This is a genomic window from Bacillus sp. RC240, from assembly GCF_044907945.1.
GTDB classification, from domain to species: domain Bacteria; phylum Bacillota; class Bacilli; order Bacillales; family Bacillaceae_G; genus Bacillus_A; species Bacillus_A mycoides.
In genome coordinates this window covers 782182-799747 of sequence record NZ_JBIYCT010000001.1, presented here as the reverse complement: position 1 = coordinate 799747, position 17566 = coordinate 782182, and the positions used below count along the sequence as shown (strand labels likewise).

Sequence of the window (17566 nt, the reverse complement as noted above, 5' to 3'; positions counted from 1 at the left end):
TACATTAAAAATGCAGAAAATTCAGTTTATATTTTATAGAAAGTTGAGAAATTTGTAAAACATTCGACTCTTTCAAGATAATAGAAAAGGAACTAATAATAATTAGTTCCTTTCTATATACATATAAAATTGTATTTCTCCATCTTCTACCGAAACTCCGTATTCAAATCCATGTCTTTCTAATATACTTTTTACAATCGCTAATCCTAATCCAGTACCTGATTTTTCTTTGCTACGTGAAGACTCTAATACGTAAAAAGGCTCCCAAATTTTATCTATCTCTTTAATTCCCTCAGCAGCAATACCATTTTGAATTTGAAAATACACAATGCCATTTTTCTCTTCTAATGTGATTTTTATATTTTGATTCGTTGTATATTTTATCGCATTAGAAATTAAATTTTGAAAGACCATTCTCATTTTATTTAAATCAGCATAAACAATCGTGTCACCAACACTATAGTTCACTTGCAACTTGATTTCTTTCGACTCCAGTTCAATCTTATGCTTATCTATTATACTTTGTACTAGTGGTTCAATAGGGAATTCTTCTTTTTGTAAAATATCTCTTTCTAGTTTAGAAAATCGCAATAACTCTTCAATTAAATTTGAAATTTGATCTGTTTGTTTAATGATTGTATCAACATATGTGCCATCATCTAAACCGTCTTTTATTCCCATAGAATATGCTTTTACTAATGCGATTGGTGTTTTTAATTCATGAGTTACATCGCCCATAAATCGTTTTAAGTGGTCATTTCGATCTGTTAAATCTTGATGTGCTTCATGTAATTTATCACTCATAATGTTTATACTATTTGCTAAATCACCTATTTCATCATTCGTTTTAACTTTCGTCCGTTTAAATTTCAGACGTGAAATATCTTCTGCGACATCACTCAATTCATTCAGTGGTGTAGTGATTGTTTTTGAAAAAATCCAGACGAGCACGATAATAAGAAATAGTGAGAATCCCAAAATGTATAAATAAAATGAGTTAAGCGTTTTAATTACTTCATTGGAATGTGCGATAGAAACTCCTACTAAAATCAACATATCATCTTTCGCAATGTATTTCGCAAAAAAACTAGATTTTATCTTTTCTTGATCATATATTTTATTCGATTGTCCGAGGTTCTTCACTTTCGTAATTTCTTCTTTTGTAATCCAAAGTTTATTCAATGCAACTCTCTTTTTTGTAAGTTGCATGCGTAATTCTTCATTAATAGCATCTTCTGAACTATTTATTGATGTATACGCAATCGTAACATTACCTTCATTTTCAATACGATTTATAGCATCATCCAGCTCTTTACGCGGTATTGACTGGATTTGCGCTGTAATGCCTTCTAAGCTTTCGCGTGTTTTGTGCACATTATATTTTGGTAAAAAATAGTTAATTAATAATAAAGAGATGGCAAAAATAAGGATGACTGTTAAAGAGATGCTGAAAAATAACTTTTTACCGAGTTTATTCACACTCTTCCTCCAAACTGTATCCTAAACCGCGATGTGTCTTTATAATATTTTCTCCTATTTTTTTACGTAATCTTCTTACATGCGTATCAACCGTTCGCTCTTCCCCAAAATAATCAAATCCCCAGACTATATCTAACAACTTTTTCCTCGTTAAAATCGTGCCTTTATGATTTAAAAAGCACTTTATTAATTGTAATTCTGTCTTTGTAATGTCTAATTCTTTCTCATTTTTATATACTTTATTTTTGGTGAAATCTATTTTTAAATCTTGAACTTGAATAACATCTTCATGCTGTACAAGCTTTTTCGCTCGCGTAATTAGCACTCCTGGGTGAAATGGTTTTTTCACATACTCATCTGCCCCACTTTGAAGAGCTGCTAATTCATCTTCACTTTCACTTTTCGCAGTAAGCATTAATACTTTTACACTCGAATTCTTTTTTATTTCCTGACAGACAGCAATACCACTACTTTTCGGCATCATCCAGTCTAGAATAGCTAAGTCAATTTTCTCATCATAAAATATTTGAAGTGCTTCCTCTCCATCCTTTGCTAATAAAACTTCGAAGCCTTCTTTTTCAAAATACGCTTTTAAAATTTTCAGCATATCTTGTTCATCATCCGCGATTAATACTTTCATTACATTTCCTCCATTACTTATAAACAAATATCAATTTTATCATACAACTTCTTTGTTACATCAATGTGACATAAAAATATTTACAACGTTTGAGGGTATAGTAAGTGTGAGGTGTTGTTTCATGTTCAAAAAAATAGGAGTCATTACTCTTCTCTTCTTTTTATTATCAACAAATGCGTTCGCAAATACAAATAAACAAATTGAAGTATTTGATTGTAAAAAAGAAATGGTGGTCCAAAAACAATCTTTAGATTCAGCTATTCAAAAAGAAGCTGTTCAATATGCTAAATCCATTACTGGCCCGTTCAAAAACTTAAATGTCGTTCCGAAAGATGGTCATATGATAAAAATCCCGTTATCAAAACCTGTTCCTATTACAAATCAATGGTTACATACAACAATCGATGAAGTACTCATCCTTCTCCCACTTAATGAAAAACCTTACATTATGCTTTACGATGATGAGAATAATCCACATTTTTATTATGTAAAAGGTGATCCGAAGGGTTTATTGAAACAAATGAATGTTAAAATTAATTAAAGAAAGATCCCACAAGTATCATTTGTGGAATCTTTCTTTATCAGTTAACAAGTTAATTTTTTAATATGATTTTCGTTTAAAAAATTCAAAATCTGCCTTTTGTGATGGTTATCGTGATCTACGAATTCCTTAATAATATATATAAGAGAATACGGCGTTCCAGTATGAGGACAATACGATACTCCATTGGCAGTTAAATGTTCCCTTAGCTTTCCAATAGACAGTCGGTGAAGCTCTTGAACAAGTAAATCTCTTTTAGCTTTTGCTTCTTCAAGAAGTTTTATCTTAGATATACCTGATTTCGCATAATTAGAGGCTAGTTTATTATATGTATCAAAGTCAGGGAACTCCATTCCCTGTCCATCTCTCACTGATGATAATGTCTCACGTAAAAGATAGTCATCCCAGTTCATAATATGAGATACGATCTCACCAACAGTCCATTTCCCCTCTGATATTGGTGTCGTCCACAATTCTTCTTTCATATCTTTCAATGCATTTATCCAAATTGAATATTCATTGAAATCATTAATAATTTTATTTTCTCCCATCATCTAATTCCCCATTCTAATAATAGATTTAGATAAATCATACCATAAATCTACATACAAAAGAACAAACGTTCTTATCGGAGAATAAATAATAATTCACTGCATCCTTTTATCTAAGTTTAGATAATGGCTCGTTCCTACATACATTGCCCCTTTCACAAATCCATTCGAAGTATAAAATTGGTTCCCCTGTTCTGTATCTGTGTGTAAGACAACGATAGTAAAATAGATTTTTGCATCGCCTAAGATTCTCCCTAACAGTAACTTTCCTAATCCTTTTCGCCGGTAATCTTTTGCAATATAAAATCTCCTCAATCGGCCAATCTTATTATCTTTCGTATACGGATCTTGATTTAATCCCCCGATTCCAATTAACGTATCACCTCGAAAAATGCCATATAAACATTCGCCCGTTTTACTAAATGTATTTCTTTTACTTTCATATTCATTTATTAGTTTTATTAAGAAGTTAAATCCTTCTTCTTTACTTTCCTGGACAAGGTGATTGACCTCATATTTTAGCAAATCTCCAATTCGTTTTATTTGTATATCTTCCAGCTTAATCCCCCACTTTCTCTATCCAAATGTATCTTTTTGAAAAATAAAAATGCCCAAGAATATATCATCCTGAGCATTCATTTGAATGTGAACTTATTCATTTTGTTATGTAAGTATTCTTCAATTCAGGTAATATCCCCTTCAACTCCATTAAATCATCAATTACTAAATCAGCATGAGCAAGCTCATCTTCTTGTGCAAAATCGAAATTACATCCAATCGCAATTAAACCATTATCTTTTGCAGCGTTAATATCAGATAAACGATCTCCAACTACCGCTGCCTCTTTTATATCATATTTCATCAAAATGCTTGTTACTAAGTCACCTTTATTAAGCGATTGAATTTGTTCGATACTGAACGTTTCCGTAACCCATTGGTCTAAATCATAATAAGATACGATTGCCTGTAAATATTCCGTTAAACCGTTACTAGCAATGTAAATGGAACAGTTATTTTCTTTTATAAAACTAAAAACTTCCTTTACATACGGATATAAAGCCCCTTTTCCGCTCTTTATGTTTTCAATTAATCTCTCTAAAAAATAAGCATCTGTTTGTTTTCTTACTTCATTTGAATGATCAGGTAACAGCGCTTCCCAAACTTTAGGTAAAGGAACACCCATAATTTCACGGTATTTATCAATTGGCGTTACCGTATTCCATAATTGTAGTGAACGTAAATGATTAAATGTATCATCTAGTGATAATTCTAAAATTTTATCTGTTTGAAATAAAGTTCCATCCATATCGAAAATTAGTGCTTGTAACATGATATTCTCTCCCATTCTTTACTTTTGAACTACAAAATAGTTTTACTCAATTTATTTTTAAGTATCTCGACAATAATTTCTGAAGAATAATTCGCGGCCGTTTTTGCGAAATCATCATATGAAACTTGCGCCTCATCGTCAGCGCCATCAGAAATACATCTCATAACGAGAAACGGTATGTCATTTATATAAGCGACATGCCCAATTGCCGCTCCTTCCATTTCTGTACAATGAGGTGCATATTCAGTGACTAATTGCTCCTTTAATTTTGAATCCTCGACGAAGCATTCTCCGCTGACGATTCTTCCTTCATGAACAGTAATATTTAAACTACTACTATTAACAGCTTTTCGGGCTAAATCTCTTAATTCCTCGCTTGCATGAAACGTTTCTTGAAACGGAAATAGATTCTTCATTTGATTTTTATTAACATCATGATGCGTAACATTTGTAGAAATAACTAGATCACCAATTTTCACATCCGGATGTAATCCACCCGCAACACCTGTATTAATGATAGAATCCACATCAAATTTATTAATTAAAATTTGTGTACATGCGGCGGCATTTACCTTTCCTACACCACATCGCGTAATAATAATTTCTGTATCCATGAAGTTTCCTTTATAAAAAGGTATTCCCGCAATAGTATGTTCCTCTTTAATAAGTAGTTTTTCTAAAAGTAAGTCTATTTCTATTTGCATTGCTCCGATAATACCGATTCTGTTCATATATGTAGTCCCCTTAATTAATTTGCAAATATTCATCAATATCTTTATGAATTTGCATAAAAGCTTTATTCCAAAATTCATACTCTGTTAGATCAATATCAAAATGTTTTTTCATCAATTCTTCAACTGGGGCCTTTCCTGTTTCTCGTAAAAACCCTTTATACCTCAAATGAAATGCATTTTTATTTTCCTTTGCTATTTCAATTAAACTAAAACTTGCTAAATACCCAAGTGTGTATGGATAATTGTAAAAAGGAACATCTGCTATATAAAACTGAACGTATTTCATCCAAACAAACGGCTGATATTCTGTTAGTGCATTCCCGTATGCCTTTTCCTGCGCGGCTATAGATAATTTCTCAATTTCATCAGCACTTATAGGACCTTCTTTACTTTTTTCATAAAAACTCTTTTCGAACTGAAACGATGCACGAATTGCCATAACATAATTAAAACTATTTCTAATTTTCCAGCTAAGCAATGACTTTTTCATCTCTACACAATCTGTTGTTTGAATTAAATAATTCATGATTACCGTTTCAAAGAAAATAGACGCTGATTCAGCTGTACTCATTGGCAGATAATCATCTAAAAATGTTGTAGATTGTTCAAGACTCATAACATAAAAATGCCAAGCGTGTCCCAGTTCATGAGCAAGTACTCTTACACTATCAATTGTTCCATCATAACGAAGTGAAATGCGAGATTCTTTTTCACTGAAAAAAGGAGCACAAAATCCACCCGGCGGTTTATTATCTCTCGGTTCAGCATCGATCCAGGCATTCGCTATTGCATTCTGTGCGAACTGTGCCAATTCTTCATCTATATTTTTTAGTGCATCATATATGTTTTTTACTGCTACTGAAAAAGGAATAACAGTCTCATTACTTTCTTTCCATGTCATTAGCTCGTACCATGTAATTGAATTCTTTCCTTTTTTATAACCGTTTAACGCAATTGCTAGCTTCGTAAGATTTTGTTCCGTTGCATTCCACATTTGGGATAATGCAGTTTCAGAGATGCCATTTGCTTGTAGTGATTGTTTTAAAATCTCTGTTCCTTCCATTTCATCACTTTTAGCATGACGTAATCTTCCTATTTGATTCAATACAGTAGCAAAGATATCTTTTTCCTTATTCAAAGCATTTGTAAGAGAATCAAATACTATTAATCTTTCATTATGATCATCACTATTCATCGCAACGTAATTTGCTTGTCCAAATGATAAAGTCTCTTTATCGTGTATTACTTCTATTTTATTTCTTAATTGTGTATACATATCTTCCCAAGCTTTTAATTCATTTTCTATTAGTTTAATACTTGAATGATTTGTATTAACACTTTGTCCCTTACTAGATTCTATTAATAGTTGAACTTCTTTCTTTAATTGATTTACTTTTACACTTAGTAAAGTATTTTCAGGCTGCTTCTCATCTTCAGCAGCACGGCAATATAAGTAATACTCTGCTTTTTCGATAGCCTGTATAAGTTGTGAAAGGATTACTGAGTCTTTTGTTGCTTTATATTCTATAATTAACCGTTCTATAGAAAATATAAGATCTTGTTTATTAGAATAAAGTCTGTCTAAATCCCATTTAGTTGGAGCTTGAATACGTATGTTCATTTTAATAGCCTCCTATTTTTACAAATAGTTACAACAATTTAATCCCTCCATAATTATATATGAATCTCCAATATTTAGATATCTCTAAATATTAAAACTTAAACGAATGTATTTTAACATTCCTTATTCTGCTCCCTCCCATTTACAAGTCTACCTTTTATGCAATATAAATAGCATAAAGACGCTAAAGCTACAACTATTGGAATAAGTATGACTCCTCCAATAAAGGGATAAACCGCTATACAACATGTAAAAGCTATTATAGAAAAAACTTTACCTAATCTATTATTTATTAACTTAATTCCGGCCGCAGTACCGACTATATATGTAACAATCCCTAACGAGTTCGGTATTAATACGATTCTATCTATACTAATATGAAAAACGAAACATATTAACAAACCTATTATTGCAATAAAACCTACAACTTTTATTGCATTTGTTGGCGCTGCTCTTTTTACATTAATACTTGCTAAATAACGAGGTGCAACTTCTTCCTGCCCTAGCGAATAGCCTAAACGGCCCATGCTTGCGATAAATGCATTTGTCGTCCCTAAGCAAATAATAAAAGCTACAAATCCAATTAACCATGCAAATTGATTACCTAATGTTTGTTTTATTACAAGTACTAGAGCTGTAGTATTATCAGCATTAATATGATATGATTTTGTTCCAATTACTGATAATGCAATCCCCGTATATAAAAATCCAATAATAATAATTGCAAATCCTGTAGACAAAATAATATTTCTTTTTCTAGGTGCTTTAAATTCTGGAGCTAAACTCGCAATTGCTTCCCAACCGAAAAACGACCAAAAAATTAATAATGACGCATCTAAAATCGGGTTTACTGCTTTCATAGAAATATGTACATTTATATTTTTCATTTCAATATAAGGTAGTGAGCTTATAATTGTTACGATTAAAATAAAAAAAGTTAATACACCGATACATACTTGAAATGAACCGCTCATTTTTAATCCAAATAAATTAAAGCCGATAGAAATACTTACTATGATTAACCCGATAATATAAGAAAAATACGATGGTAAAGAAAAGACTTTTACTATATACATTCCACCTGTCAGTGATACAATGATTTGCCCAACACTACCTGCGATAAAAAAACACCACCCTATAATCGCACCTACTTTTTTACCAAAAGCCTTCTCAGAAAAAGTTGCAATTCCCCCTGCACTTGGATGCTCAATAGATAAAAAAGCGAATGTTAATGCAAGTGGGATACTAAGTAAAATCATAATAAGCCAAGAAATAATCGCATTCCCTTCCGCTATACTCGCAGTCATACCAGGTAATATAAGAATTCCTGATCCTAAAACTGCCCCTACGTATAAAGCTGTTCCCTTTTTAATAGAAATTGTTTCGTTGAAATGATTAGACATTACATGCACCTCCATTTATATTTTAATTATAGAAAGTTATCAGTCTATTCAACATTCAATTGTGTATGTAATTTAGCATTAGATTTTATATTATGCATGTATTTCAGAAGTTTACTTTCAACTTTGCAAAGGAGCATGAGTAATGGATGAGATTGATAAGAAAATAACCCTATTATTACAAGAAGATGCCAGGATGACAATTACAGAAATGACTGAGCATCTACACCTTAGCCGCCCTAGCGTTTCAGAAAGACTAAAAAGGTTACAAGATGCAGGAATAATCGAAAAGTATACAGCACGGATATCACTGGATACAGTTGGAAAATCAATTCAAGCATTTTTAAGAATCGAAAATTTAAAGATTCCATGCAAAAAATTTGAGGAGAAAATATACGAAGAACATAGAATACTCGAATGTCACCGAGTAACAGGTGAAAGTAGCTATTACTTAAAAGTAGCGGTTCACTCAATGAAAGAATTAGAGGAATTAATTGATATCGTTATACCATTTGGTATAGTAAAAACTTCTATGATTTTATCATCACCGATACCATATCGACCGATAATTGTAGAATAGTAATAAAAAGAGGTTATCCAAAAATTATAAAATATCATACTCTTTTGGATAACCCTTTACAATTTATAAGAACTTTTGACTAAACTTCTTTTTTAATCCATTTTATTTTCAGCTGAAATTTTAAAGTACTTCGCAGATAATTTATAAGAGCGATTCTCATTATAAAAGTTACCTAATTCATAGGATAATTCAGCAACTAAGCGATGTTGCTTTTTTTCTACTCCCACTTCAATTGCTTTTTGCATATTTTTTTCATATTCATAATAATCTCCACGTATATTGAATATTTTAGCTTTCAAACCATATAGTTGGACATGTGCAATTGGTACATCATAAATTGATAAAAAATGAAATGCTTCATTCATAACTTTATTAACATTTTTCCAATCTTTAAGTTCTATGTACACCTCTATCATGTTTCGTAATGCATATACCTTTTGATGTTTCTCCGATAAAAATTCACTCAATTTCATAGATGAATTACCAATATCGCATCCTAGTAATTAGTTTGTCGAATTATTTAGTAAACTCGAAAGGAAGATAAACATGATTGTAAGACTAAAAAACGAATCAGCACGAAAAATAGTAAGATATGTTGGAGGCGCTGTTTTACTTTTAATAATCGCTTCTTTCCTTTATCAGTGGAAAAATGACTTAGTAATTGATCATACTGAAAGAGTCAGCTTTGCACTAGCTATCACTACTTTCCTATCTACCTTCTTACCTTTTAAAGAGAAAGTTAAGAAGTAATTACATATTTTTCATTCGCATAAAACAATTATTTTAGAATTAAAAAAGGATTGATCAAAAGATCAATCCTTTACTCTACTTCATTTAAGAAAAATAATGTTAACGCACCTGGTCCTGTATGCGCTCCGATTGCTGCTCCAATTGTATTTACGATAAATACTTCACAGCCGAATCTTTCAGTAATTAATGCTTTTAATGCTTCGGCAGTTTCTAAATCATCACCGTGAGTCATACCGATTGTTTGACCTTTAAGGTCTTTCCCGCGCTCTTCCATAATATCAACAATTCGGCTTAATACTTTCTTTTTCCCTCGTACCTTTTCAAGTGGTACAAGTTTTCCTTCATCCACATTTAAGATTGGCTTAATGTTTAGCAAACCACCGATGAAACCGGCTACTTTACTTAAACGGCCACCTCTAACAAGGTACTGTAAGTCAGCTACAGTGAAGATATGCTCCATATGCTCCATTAGAAAAGCGACACGGTTTAATATTTCTTCTTTCGATGCGCCCTCTTTTGCCATTTTTGCAGCATCTAATACGACAATACCCTGACCGAGTGAGGCACATTTTGTATCGATAATTTCTAAATCTAAATCAGTGTATGTTTCTTTCACTTCTTTTTTAATGAGAACTGACGATTGATATGTACCAGACAATTCAGATGAAAAAGCTAAATATATACAAGGGTTACCTTCTTTTGCATAGGAAACAAATTTTTCTTGGAATGTTTCAAGTGAAGGCAATGACGTTTTATAAACTGCGCCTTCTCTCATTTTTTGCAATAAAGTAACTGATTTTAATGTAACCCCATCTAAATACTCTGTTTCTGCTTCATCATATACACGGAGTGGAATTAAATCAATATCATATGCTTGCAGCAATTCTAACGGTAAATCCGCCGCACTATCCGTAATGATTTTAACACCCATTTTTAAACCTCTATTCTGTTATAAATATATAATAAATAAAATAAAAAATATTACTTTTAAATTATATACGTAAAACTAAAATGAAGAAAGGAAAAGACTTTATATTGTATGCACTATTATTCAAAACTTGAACTGCAAATAAAAATGATTTCATTTTAACCTCTTTTTACAAGTTATTACACTGTGTATAATGAGAATATTACATTTTTTCTGAGGGAGGATACATATGAGTATTCAACTAGCTACATCTAATGATTTAGAATGGGTTAATAATCATTATGAATCGATAGGATTTGTACCAAGTGATTTAACACGAGACACAGTTGCGATCATTACATACAACAACGAGTATGCAGGTGTTGGACGTTTAGTCCAAATAGATGAAAATACTATTGAAATGGGTGGGATTTTTATTCTCCCTAAATTCAGGGGTCTACAATTAGCTGGGGAACTCGTATCATTTTTAGTACAAACTGCGAAAAAATTACAAATACAAAATGTGTATTGTCTTCCTTTCGAGGAACTAGAAAACTTTTATAAAAAATATGGCTATACTGAAGTCGATACTACGAAAGAAGTTGTCCACCCAATTATTCTAAAAAAATATAATTGGTGTTTGGAAAATTACGATAAACATGTTTTACTATTTAAATTGTGAGTTTTGTAAAAAAGGAGTCAATGCACTTTGTATTACACATCAGATTATACAAGCAATTATCTGTGAATTAGCTTCTTTATTCAAACAACATATACGCCACATTTTATGCCTGTTTTTAATAAGTGTTAGCAAGTTCGTTGACAAACTTGTTAGCACCTTTTTAAAACATAAACCTGAAGAAATTCATACAATTAAGTAACTATCCTAGCTAGCAATAATATCATCCTTCATAAATATTAAAATGAATTCATTGAGGATAAACCGTTTGGAGGATATTCTATAGCACTGAATGATTTACAAAAGATTACGCATTGATACGCTACGAATAAAAATAATGAGCTAATCAAGGGAATATAATCATTTTTATGTAATTCGCACTTGTACTTCCTGTTCTTGTATCACTTGAATGATTAATTCCAATACAATATTTTGTACTAACTGATACACATTGTCATGAAATGTACTTTGTTCTGATATGTATTCAATACATTGATATATATATCCTTCTACCAATAAGCTCCCTTTTTCAACTGTAAATTTATTTTGTCCATTCTTTTTTACTTTTGGTACTAAAAATTCGGTTTTTGTCAAAATAATCTCCTGTTCCACCTCTTTTATTCCTATGACTTTTTCTGTAAATACCACTTTTTCTCGTAAACTAATTTCACCTTTATATTTTCCTATTTCTACTGGTAGTCTGGCTGTTATATAATTATTTACTTCTCCTTCATTTCCACTCTCTAATATTATGCTGTGAATAGGAATCCATGAAGATGTCTCTACCTTATTCTCTTCATTATTCCCTTTAACTTTTTGATTATATAATTCAACAAGCATTCTCTTTTCATGAAGATTTAAAGAAACTAATTTACAATAAGCCTCCGAATGATACTGTTGCACTGTAGTTAATAACTTAGAATCTAATTCACGCCCCTCCGCATATTTTTCATTTCGAAATACAAATGCATCTTGATTTTTCACATTTATTTTTGGAAATACATTAAAGCTAGACACTTCTGAAATAATAGAAAATGGCGTTTTCACTACCATTGAATGCACTGAAGTCTCTATTTTTGATCCTAAACCTATACTTTCTCTCTTTGATTCAGTTTCTTCACTTTTTTTCTCTGATTCATTTGCTACTTCTACTTTCTCTAATCCAATCACTTTATTTTCTTTTGCTGGTTCAGTCTCTTCACTTTCTTTGTTTGATTCAATTGCTTTTTCTTCTTGCTCTAATTCTCTTTCTTCATATTCTTTTGCTGATACAGTTTTTTCACTTTTTTTCTCTAATCCAATTACTTTTTCTTCTTTTTTTGATTCAATTTCTTCATTTTCTTCCTCAAATCCAATTGCTTTTTCTTCTTTTGCTGATACAGTTTTTTCACTTTCTTCCTCTAATTCAATTGCTTTTTCTTCTTTTTTTGATTCAGTTTCTTCACTTTCTTTCTCTAATACAATTACTTTTTCTTCTTTTGCTGATCTAGTTTTTTCACTTTCTTTCTCTAATTCAATTGCTTTTTCTTCTTTTGCTGATCTAGTTTCTTCACTTTCTTCCTCTAATTCAATTGCTTTATCTTCTTTTTTTGACTCTGTTTCTTTACTTTCCTTTTTTTCTCTTATTTCGCGCGAATCATCTTGAACATTCAGCATTTTCCATTTGTAAACTTTGTTCCATATTTCCTTACCAACCCATGGCTTATTCATCACCATCCCCCCATCTGATGAAATTCATAAAAATATGCTTTTTGTACGCGACCATTCCATCATTATATATGTTTTATAATAATAAAAAAGACATTGTCTTTTTATTAAAGACAATGCTTTTTTAGTCTTATACTTGTACTTGTTGTACTTGTAAAACTTTTAAAGTAAGGTCTAGTACAATTTTTTCACGAAGCGTTCCAAATGGCTCGTTTAATTCTGTTGGACAAGGGGAAAAGTCTAATTCGAAAAATTGAGCACTTACTAATTCGACATATGGTTGTTCGTTATAAAAAACTGAATTTTGGAAGAAGTATTTATCTAAACGTGGTAAATCGCCGTTGTTAGGATTAATAAAATGAGATGTAGTGTCTGAAGAAGCAGCTATTAAAGCTAGTGATAGAAAATCAGCTTCTGTTAGATCTGCAAAACCAGAAAATGGAACATTTGCAATGCGGTCATATAGAACTCCATTACACTCATCATTTGCATATTCAATATTTTTACGAATATACCCTTGTACAAATAATTTTCCTCTTGTAACTCGGTTGTAAGGTGTACCAACTACCGGAGTAAATGCTACAGGAACTAACTTACCTTGTGTTAAAAATACATTTTTTAAGACACGTTTAATCTCAGTTGCTGGAGGATCTAATGGAACATCGGCTTCTACAACAATTTGAATTGTTCTTTCCGCTAATACAACTGGTATTTTTACGATTGGTGCTCCTGGAGTAGTAATTGGTGTTGCTGCAGCATCACTTAATGGTGTTTGGGTTTGTCCCGCTACCTGACATGGTACATTAATTGGGCATTGTTCACTCATATTTTATAATCTCCTTTATATGAAAAATTTAGAGCTTTTTAACTCTCTATACTGTATATGTTTGTCTTCTATTAATGCGTGGGTTTGTATCATAGTCACTTTTATCATTTACAAATAAAAAGAGTACTCTCTCTTTAATAGTCAAATACACATAACTTAATGTACTTAATTTTCATGTATATTTACCTATAAAAAATAGAATTTCTTAACTCTCAACGTGGAAAAATACAATGATACGTTAATTAAGTTCAATAGTAAAAAAGATAACCATATTTTCGAAGAAACTTTCAAAAAATCTATTCTTACATTTATTAAGGCAGATAAATTTAAGTTTGTTGATTTCTTCATCTCATAATATCTTTGCAACTGCAATTTAATATTGGGTAACACCTGATTGTTAAAAAATAAAAACCGACTTAATAAAGTCGGTTTTTATACCTACATTGTTGTGGAATCACTTCATCTTTATCATTCACATCGTTTTTTTACTCTCACCTTTTCCAATAGAATTTATCAATACTTCTAATGAAAACAATCTTGTCGTTGTTCTCCCCTCTAATACTATTAATTAACATCTCTCTTAACACCTTTAGTTTAGGTAAAATTATCTTTGGATATTTTATCTTTGTAATTATAAAAAAGGGCTAATTGATGTTAATTTAATTGGATTTTCTAGCCTTTTTATGTTGTAAAATTCAATTCGTACAAACTCGTTCATTTACCTATTATTTACAAAAAAGTATCATACGCCTTATCAAAAACATATCCAAGCTTTTCCACTAGTTTAGCAGAAGTGCTATTCGCTGCATCCCAGTTTGGATATTTCGTCTTTTCTAAACAATCCAATATTAAAGCCGTACTTACTGCAGTCACCAATCCTTTTCTTCTATGATTCGGATCAGTAGCAACTTCAATTTCAATCCCATCATCATAAATACTATATGATGATGCACCGCATACAACGTCTCCTTTATAGAAAATACTATAACCAATACCTCGATTTATATAATCATCTATCAATTGATAAAGTCTTGCCGTGGTCAACGGATTTTCCATCTAGATGCAGAGTGCCGAAAAAAGTGAAGTAAACAAAAAATAACTCCAAAATCAACTTTTAATGTATATTTTGGAGTTACTTTACGCTTACTTTAAATTCACAATTTTCTATTTCCCTTTTCTTATTTATGTTTATCAGCTAAGTATCTAGCATAGTGAACTAAATTTCTAGCTACATCTAATTCAAGATTAAATATATTAGGTACACCTGGTCTCCAATTCACCTCAAACAACCACAATTTTTGGTTTTCATCAATCCCAACATCAATTCCTAACTCATCAAATAATACATCCTTATATAAAGAATTAAAATGGTTAGAAAAACTTACCGCAAATCGTTCTAAATACCTTTGAATATTATACCAATCGTTATCAAACTCCGTTTTTAAAAAAATATCTAAATAAGTACTATAACCACCGCTAGCCATATTTGATACAACACTTCCTAATGGACCTATTCTCGGGAATATTGAAGTAATAACCCACTTTCCTTCTCCATTTCTTTGAACATGCAATCGAAAATCATAAACATGACCAGATTTCATTTGACATGAAATAAACTGTTGAACTATGTAACCTTTCTCTTGAATCTTATCAGATAAAAAACTTAGCAATTGTTTTTTATTTATTAATGAAATTTGTTCTGACTCATTCATACTGTAATTCATCCCATGTTTTTCAATGAAAACGATACCCTTACCTTGATGTCCAGAAATTGGTTTAATAATAACTTTTCCATAACGATCAATCATGTCAAAAAACTTATTAACATCATTTAATTCATAAAAAGGAATAAGATATTGCTTAAATTTTTCTGCTTTTTTTATTCTGTTATATACACTTAATTTATCTCCGATTGAATGACTTGTGAATGGAACTTTATCATATAGATAATCAAAAATTTGCTGATTTTTATCACTAACATGAACACTTGCATTATAAATAACATCAGGAAAAGAAAATTCTTGTTCAACCCATTCACCATTTTCATAAGTTTTACCTAAAATCTTCTCAGTCTCTATATTTACTTTCCCTAAAGTGAAATAAAAAAAGTTTATACCTTCAGCTTTGGCTACAGCAGCATAAGTATATGCTTTCTTTACGACATTCGGATCTTTCCGATGATGAAGCATACCAATTATAGTCATATCGGTTCCTCTTCCCCTCTTTTTAAAGATCTTTTTCAAAACAAATATCAACTTCATTATATATATATTCATGTTCTCCTTCATTCAACCATTTTTTGAAAAGTCTAGAACAAGCTTAACCTCATTTTAATATTCTACCTATAGAAATAATAAATCTAAGGGTTTATAAAATAATTAAGGTAGGGTGGCATAAGATGGATACTATTGTTTTTATTGAAACAAATAAATCTGGATCCAGTAGGGAAGCGATCAAAGCAGCTGAAAAACTTAATTTCTTTACTGTTTTATTAACGAAAAAAACAAAATTTATTGAAGAACGCAGTACATTCCCTGATGTACATCAGATGATTTTCACTGATATAAATGATTATGATAATATAATTACTACAATTGAAAAATTAAATAAATCAGGAAAGAACATAAAAGGAATCTTTAGTTTTATTGACCCCTTTGTTTATCTGGCTGCACGTTTATCAGAAAAATTCTGCTCAAATATTGTATCCACTGAAGCTATCTATCGTATGGAAAATAAAATATTAACTCGTAATGTCCTTAAAGATTTACCAATCTCACTCAACTATTTAATTTACAAACCAACAGAACCATTATCATCTTTTCTAAAAAAAAATAAAAAGATAAATTTCCCTCTTATTGTGAAATCCCCTAAATCATCAGGATCAAAAGATGTATTATTAGTAAAAAATAAAAATCAATTAATTTTATCTATACAAAGCCTTTTAGAAAAACTACCTAATGAAGAAATTCTACTTGAAGAATATGTAGATGGACCTCAGTACTTAGTCGAAATTTTAGTTCAAAATGGAAAAGTCCATATTATAGCAGTAATTGAACAAGAAATTACACTCTTTGAACGTTTTATTGTTACTGGTTATTCTTTACTAGGACAGGTAGACAAAAGTCTATATACTAGTCTTTTCAATGCAGTTAATTCTGTTATTCAGGCTTTTAATATGAAAAATGGAGCTTGTCATCTAGAACTCCGGAGAATAAATAATGATTGGAAATTAATTGAGATAAACCCCAGAATATCAGGTGGAGCAATGAATGATATAATTGAAATTGGACATGGAATCAACTTAGTGCAAGAGACTATTCAGTTAATGTTAGGAAATAAACCTTCACTAAATAAAAAACATCATAAATATGTATACACTCATTACCTAACAGTTAAATTTAAAGGGAAACTAATTCGAGTTACAGGAAAGAACCGTAGTTCTAAATATCCTGGCGTAGAGAAAGTTTATATAAAACCTAAAAAAGGAACTGTCTTAAAACCACCTACATCAATGGGACATCGATGTGGCTACGTTTTAGCAGCATCCTATTTTAAAACAGAAGCTAAAAAAATAGCTTTAAAAGCAGCCAAAGAAATTTCATTTGAAATCCAAAAAGAATAAATGCAACATAAAAACAAGATATATACACCAACTCATAAAAATATACTAAAATCAAGTTTCTTACAATTCTAATTATCATAATGCGTAATAAAAAAGTTCACTCCTTATCTACATTTATAGAAGGAGTGAACTTTTTTATTATGAAATTTTAATTTATTTACCCAACAAGCGACTCCAAAATGACTTCTTCTGTTCTGAA

The 17566-nt window shown here is 30.9% G+C and carries 17 protein-coding genes and 2 pseudogenes; 5 read left to right on the top strand and 14 right to left on the bottom strand.

Features of this window, described 5'->3' with window-relative positions:
- Nucleotides 1-102 precede the first annotated feature (102 nt).
- Both ABH955_RS04165 and ABH955_RS04160 read right to left on the bottom strand, forming a co-directional pair.
- Entirely contained in the window at nt 103-1479 is a 1377-nt protein-coding gene (locus ABH955_RS04165) for a sensor histidine kinase (RefSeq protein WP_340775294.1), read from the bottom strand.
- The gene (locus ABH955_RS04160) at nt 1472-2119 is read right to left on the bottom strand and encodes a response regulator transcription factor (RefSeq protein WP_404448695.1); all 648 of its coding nucleotides are present in this window, start codon (nt 2117-2119) and stop codon (nt 1472-1474) included. The genes ABH955_RS04165 and ABH955_RS04160 overlap by 8 nt, the downstream gene beginning before the upstream one ends.
- A 121-nt stretch (nt 2120-2240) precedes the next feature.
- On the opposite strand from ABH955_RS04160, the gene ABH955_RS04155 reads away from it, so the two are divergent.
- Entirely contained in the window at nt 2241-2660 is a 420-nt protein-coding gene (locus ABH955_RS04155; protein WP_002136793.1) for a hypothetical protein, read from the top strand.
- Between the two features lie 44 nt (nt 2661-2704).
- Here the strand turns inward: ABH955_RS04155 and ABH955_RS04150 are convergent, their stop codons facing one another.
- From ABH955_RS04150 to ABH955_RS04125, 6 genes are all read right to left on the bottom strand, one after another.
- Nucleotides 2705-3211: a DinB family protein gene (locus ABH955_RS04150; RefSeq protein ID WP_404453534.1), complete on the bottom strand. Its 507-nt coding sequence runs from the start codon at nt 3209-3211 to the stop codon at nt 2705-2707.
- Nucleotides 3212-3307: 96 nt separating this feature from the next.
- Nucleotides 3308-3769, bottom strand: coding sequence for a GNAT family N-acetyltransferase (locus tag ABH955_RS04145; RefSeq protein WP_404453908.1), 462 nt, complete (start codon nt 3767-3769; stop codon nt 3308-3310).
- Between the two features lie 97 nt (nt 3770-3866).
- Nucleotides 3867-4541: an HAD family hydrolase gene (locus ABH955_RS04140; RefSeq protein WP_404453532.1), complete on the bottom strand. Its 675-nt coding sequence runs from the start codon at nt 4539-4541 to the stop codon at nt 3867-3869.
- Nucleotides 4542-4570: 29 nt separating this feature from the next.
- Nucleotides 4571-5272 carry a 5'-methylthioadenosine/adenosylhomocysteine nucleosidase gene (locus ABH955_RS04135; protein ID WP_002136800.1) on the bottom strand — a complete coding sequence of 234 codons (702 nt, stop codon included), beginning with the start codon at nt 5270-5272 and terminating at the stop codon, nt 4571-4573.
- A gap of 13 nt (nt 5273-5285) precedes the next feature.
- Nucleotides 5286-6896, bottom strand: a complete 1611-nt coding sequence (locus ABH955_RS04130; RefSeq protein WP_404490903.1) for a M3 family metallopeptidase — start codon at nt 6894-6896, stop codon at nt 5286-5288.
- Between the two features lie 113 nt (nt 6897-7009).
- Complete coding sequence (locus ABH955_RS04125; protein ID WP_404490902.1) at nt 7010-8299, bottom strand: APC family permease; 1290 nt, start codon at nt 8297-8299, stop codon at nt 7010-7012.
- 142 nt (nt 8300-8441) lie between these two features.
- Here ABH955_RS04125 and ABH955_RS04120 point away from each other — a divergent pair, with 142 nt between their 5' ends.
- Entirely contained in the window at nt 8442-8876 is a 435-nt protein-coding gene (locus tag ABH955_RS04120) for an Lrp/AsnC family transcriptional regulator (protein WP_404490901.1), read from the top strand.
- A gap of 92 nt (nt 8877-8968) precedes the next feature.
- Here ABH955_RS04120 and ABH955_RS04115 read toward each other — a convergent pair.
- Nucleotides 8969-9352, bottom strand: a pseudogene (locus ABH955_RS04115) (helix-turn-helix domain-containing protein); the annotation flags it as partial.
- 70 nt (nt 9353-9422) lie between these two features.
- Between ABH955_RS04115 and ABH955_RS04110 the strand changes: the two are divergent.
- Nucleotides 9423-9626: a hypothetical protein gene (locus tag ABH955_RS04110; RefSeq protein WP_002136809.1), complete on the top strand. Its 204-nt coding sequence runs from the start codon at nt 9423-9425 to the stop codon at nt 9624-9626.
- Nucleotides 9627-9696: 70 nt separating this feature from the next.
- Here ABH955_RS04110 and ABH955_RS04105 read toward each other — a convergent pair whose 3' ends face one another.
- Nucleotides 9697-10557 (bottom strand): DegV family protein, encoded by an 861-nt coding sequence (locus ABH955_RS04105; RefSeq protein ID WP_404490900.1) that lies wholly within the window; start codon nt 10555-10557, stop codon nt 9697-9699.
- A 226-nt stretch (nt 10558-10783) separates the two neighbouring features.
- Between ABH955_RS04105 and ABH955_RS04100 the strand changes: the two genes are divergently transcribed.
- The gene (locus tag ABH955_RS04100) at nt 10784-11215 is read left to right on the top strand and encodes a GNAT family N-acetyltransferase (RefSeq protein WP_340952621.1); all 432 of its coding nucleotides are present in this window, start codon (nt 10784-10786) and stop codon (nt 11213-11215) included.
- A gap of 363 nt (nt 11216-11578) precedes the next feature.
- On the opposite strand, the gene ABH955_RS04095 is transcribed toward ABH955_RS04100, so the two are convergent.
- The 4 genes and pseudogenes from ABH955_RS04095 to ABH955_RS04080 all read right to left on the bottom strand — a co-directional run bounded on the left by ABH955_RS04095 (nt 11579) and on the right by ABH955_RS04080 (nt 16021).
- Nucleotides 11579-12922 (bottom strand): BC_2427 family protein, encoded by a 1344-nt coding sequence (locus tag ABH955_RS04095; protein WP_404490899.1) that lies wholly within the window; start codon nt 12920-12922, stop codon nt 11579-11581.
- A gap of 127 nt (nt 12923-13049) precedes the next feature.
- The gene (locus tag ABH955_RS04090) at nt 13050-13745 is read right to left on the bottom strand and encodes a CsxC family protein (protein WP_002065863.1); all 696 of its coding nucleotides are present in this window, start codon (nt 13743-13745) and stop codon (nt 13050-13052) included.
- Between the two features lie 718 nt (nt 13746-14463).
- Nucleotides 14464-14771, bottom strand: a pseudogene (locus tag ABH955_RS04085) (GNAT family N-acetyltransferase); the annotation flags it as partial.
- A 152-nt stretch (nt 14772-14923) separates the two neighbouring features.
- The gene (locus ABH955_RS04080; protein ID WP_113937623.1) at nt 14924-16021 is read right to left on the bottom strand and encodes a YheC/YheD family endospore coat-associated protein; all 1098 of its coding nucleotides are present in this window, start codon (nt 16019-16021) and stop codon (nt 14924-14926) included.
- 122 nt (nt 16022-16143) lie between these two features.
- Here ABH955_RS04080 and ABH955_RS04075 point away from each other — a divergent pair, with 122 nt between their 5' ends.
- Nucleotides 16144-17367: an ATP-grasp domain-containing protein gene (locus ABH955_RS04075; RefSeq protein ID WP_002065857.1), complete on the top strand. Its 1224-nt coding sequence runs from the start codon at nt 16144-16146 to the stop codon at nt 17365-17367.
- The last annotated feature ends 199 nt before the right edge of the window (nt 17368-17566 follow it).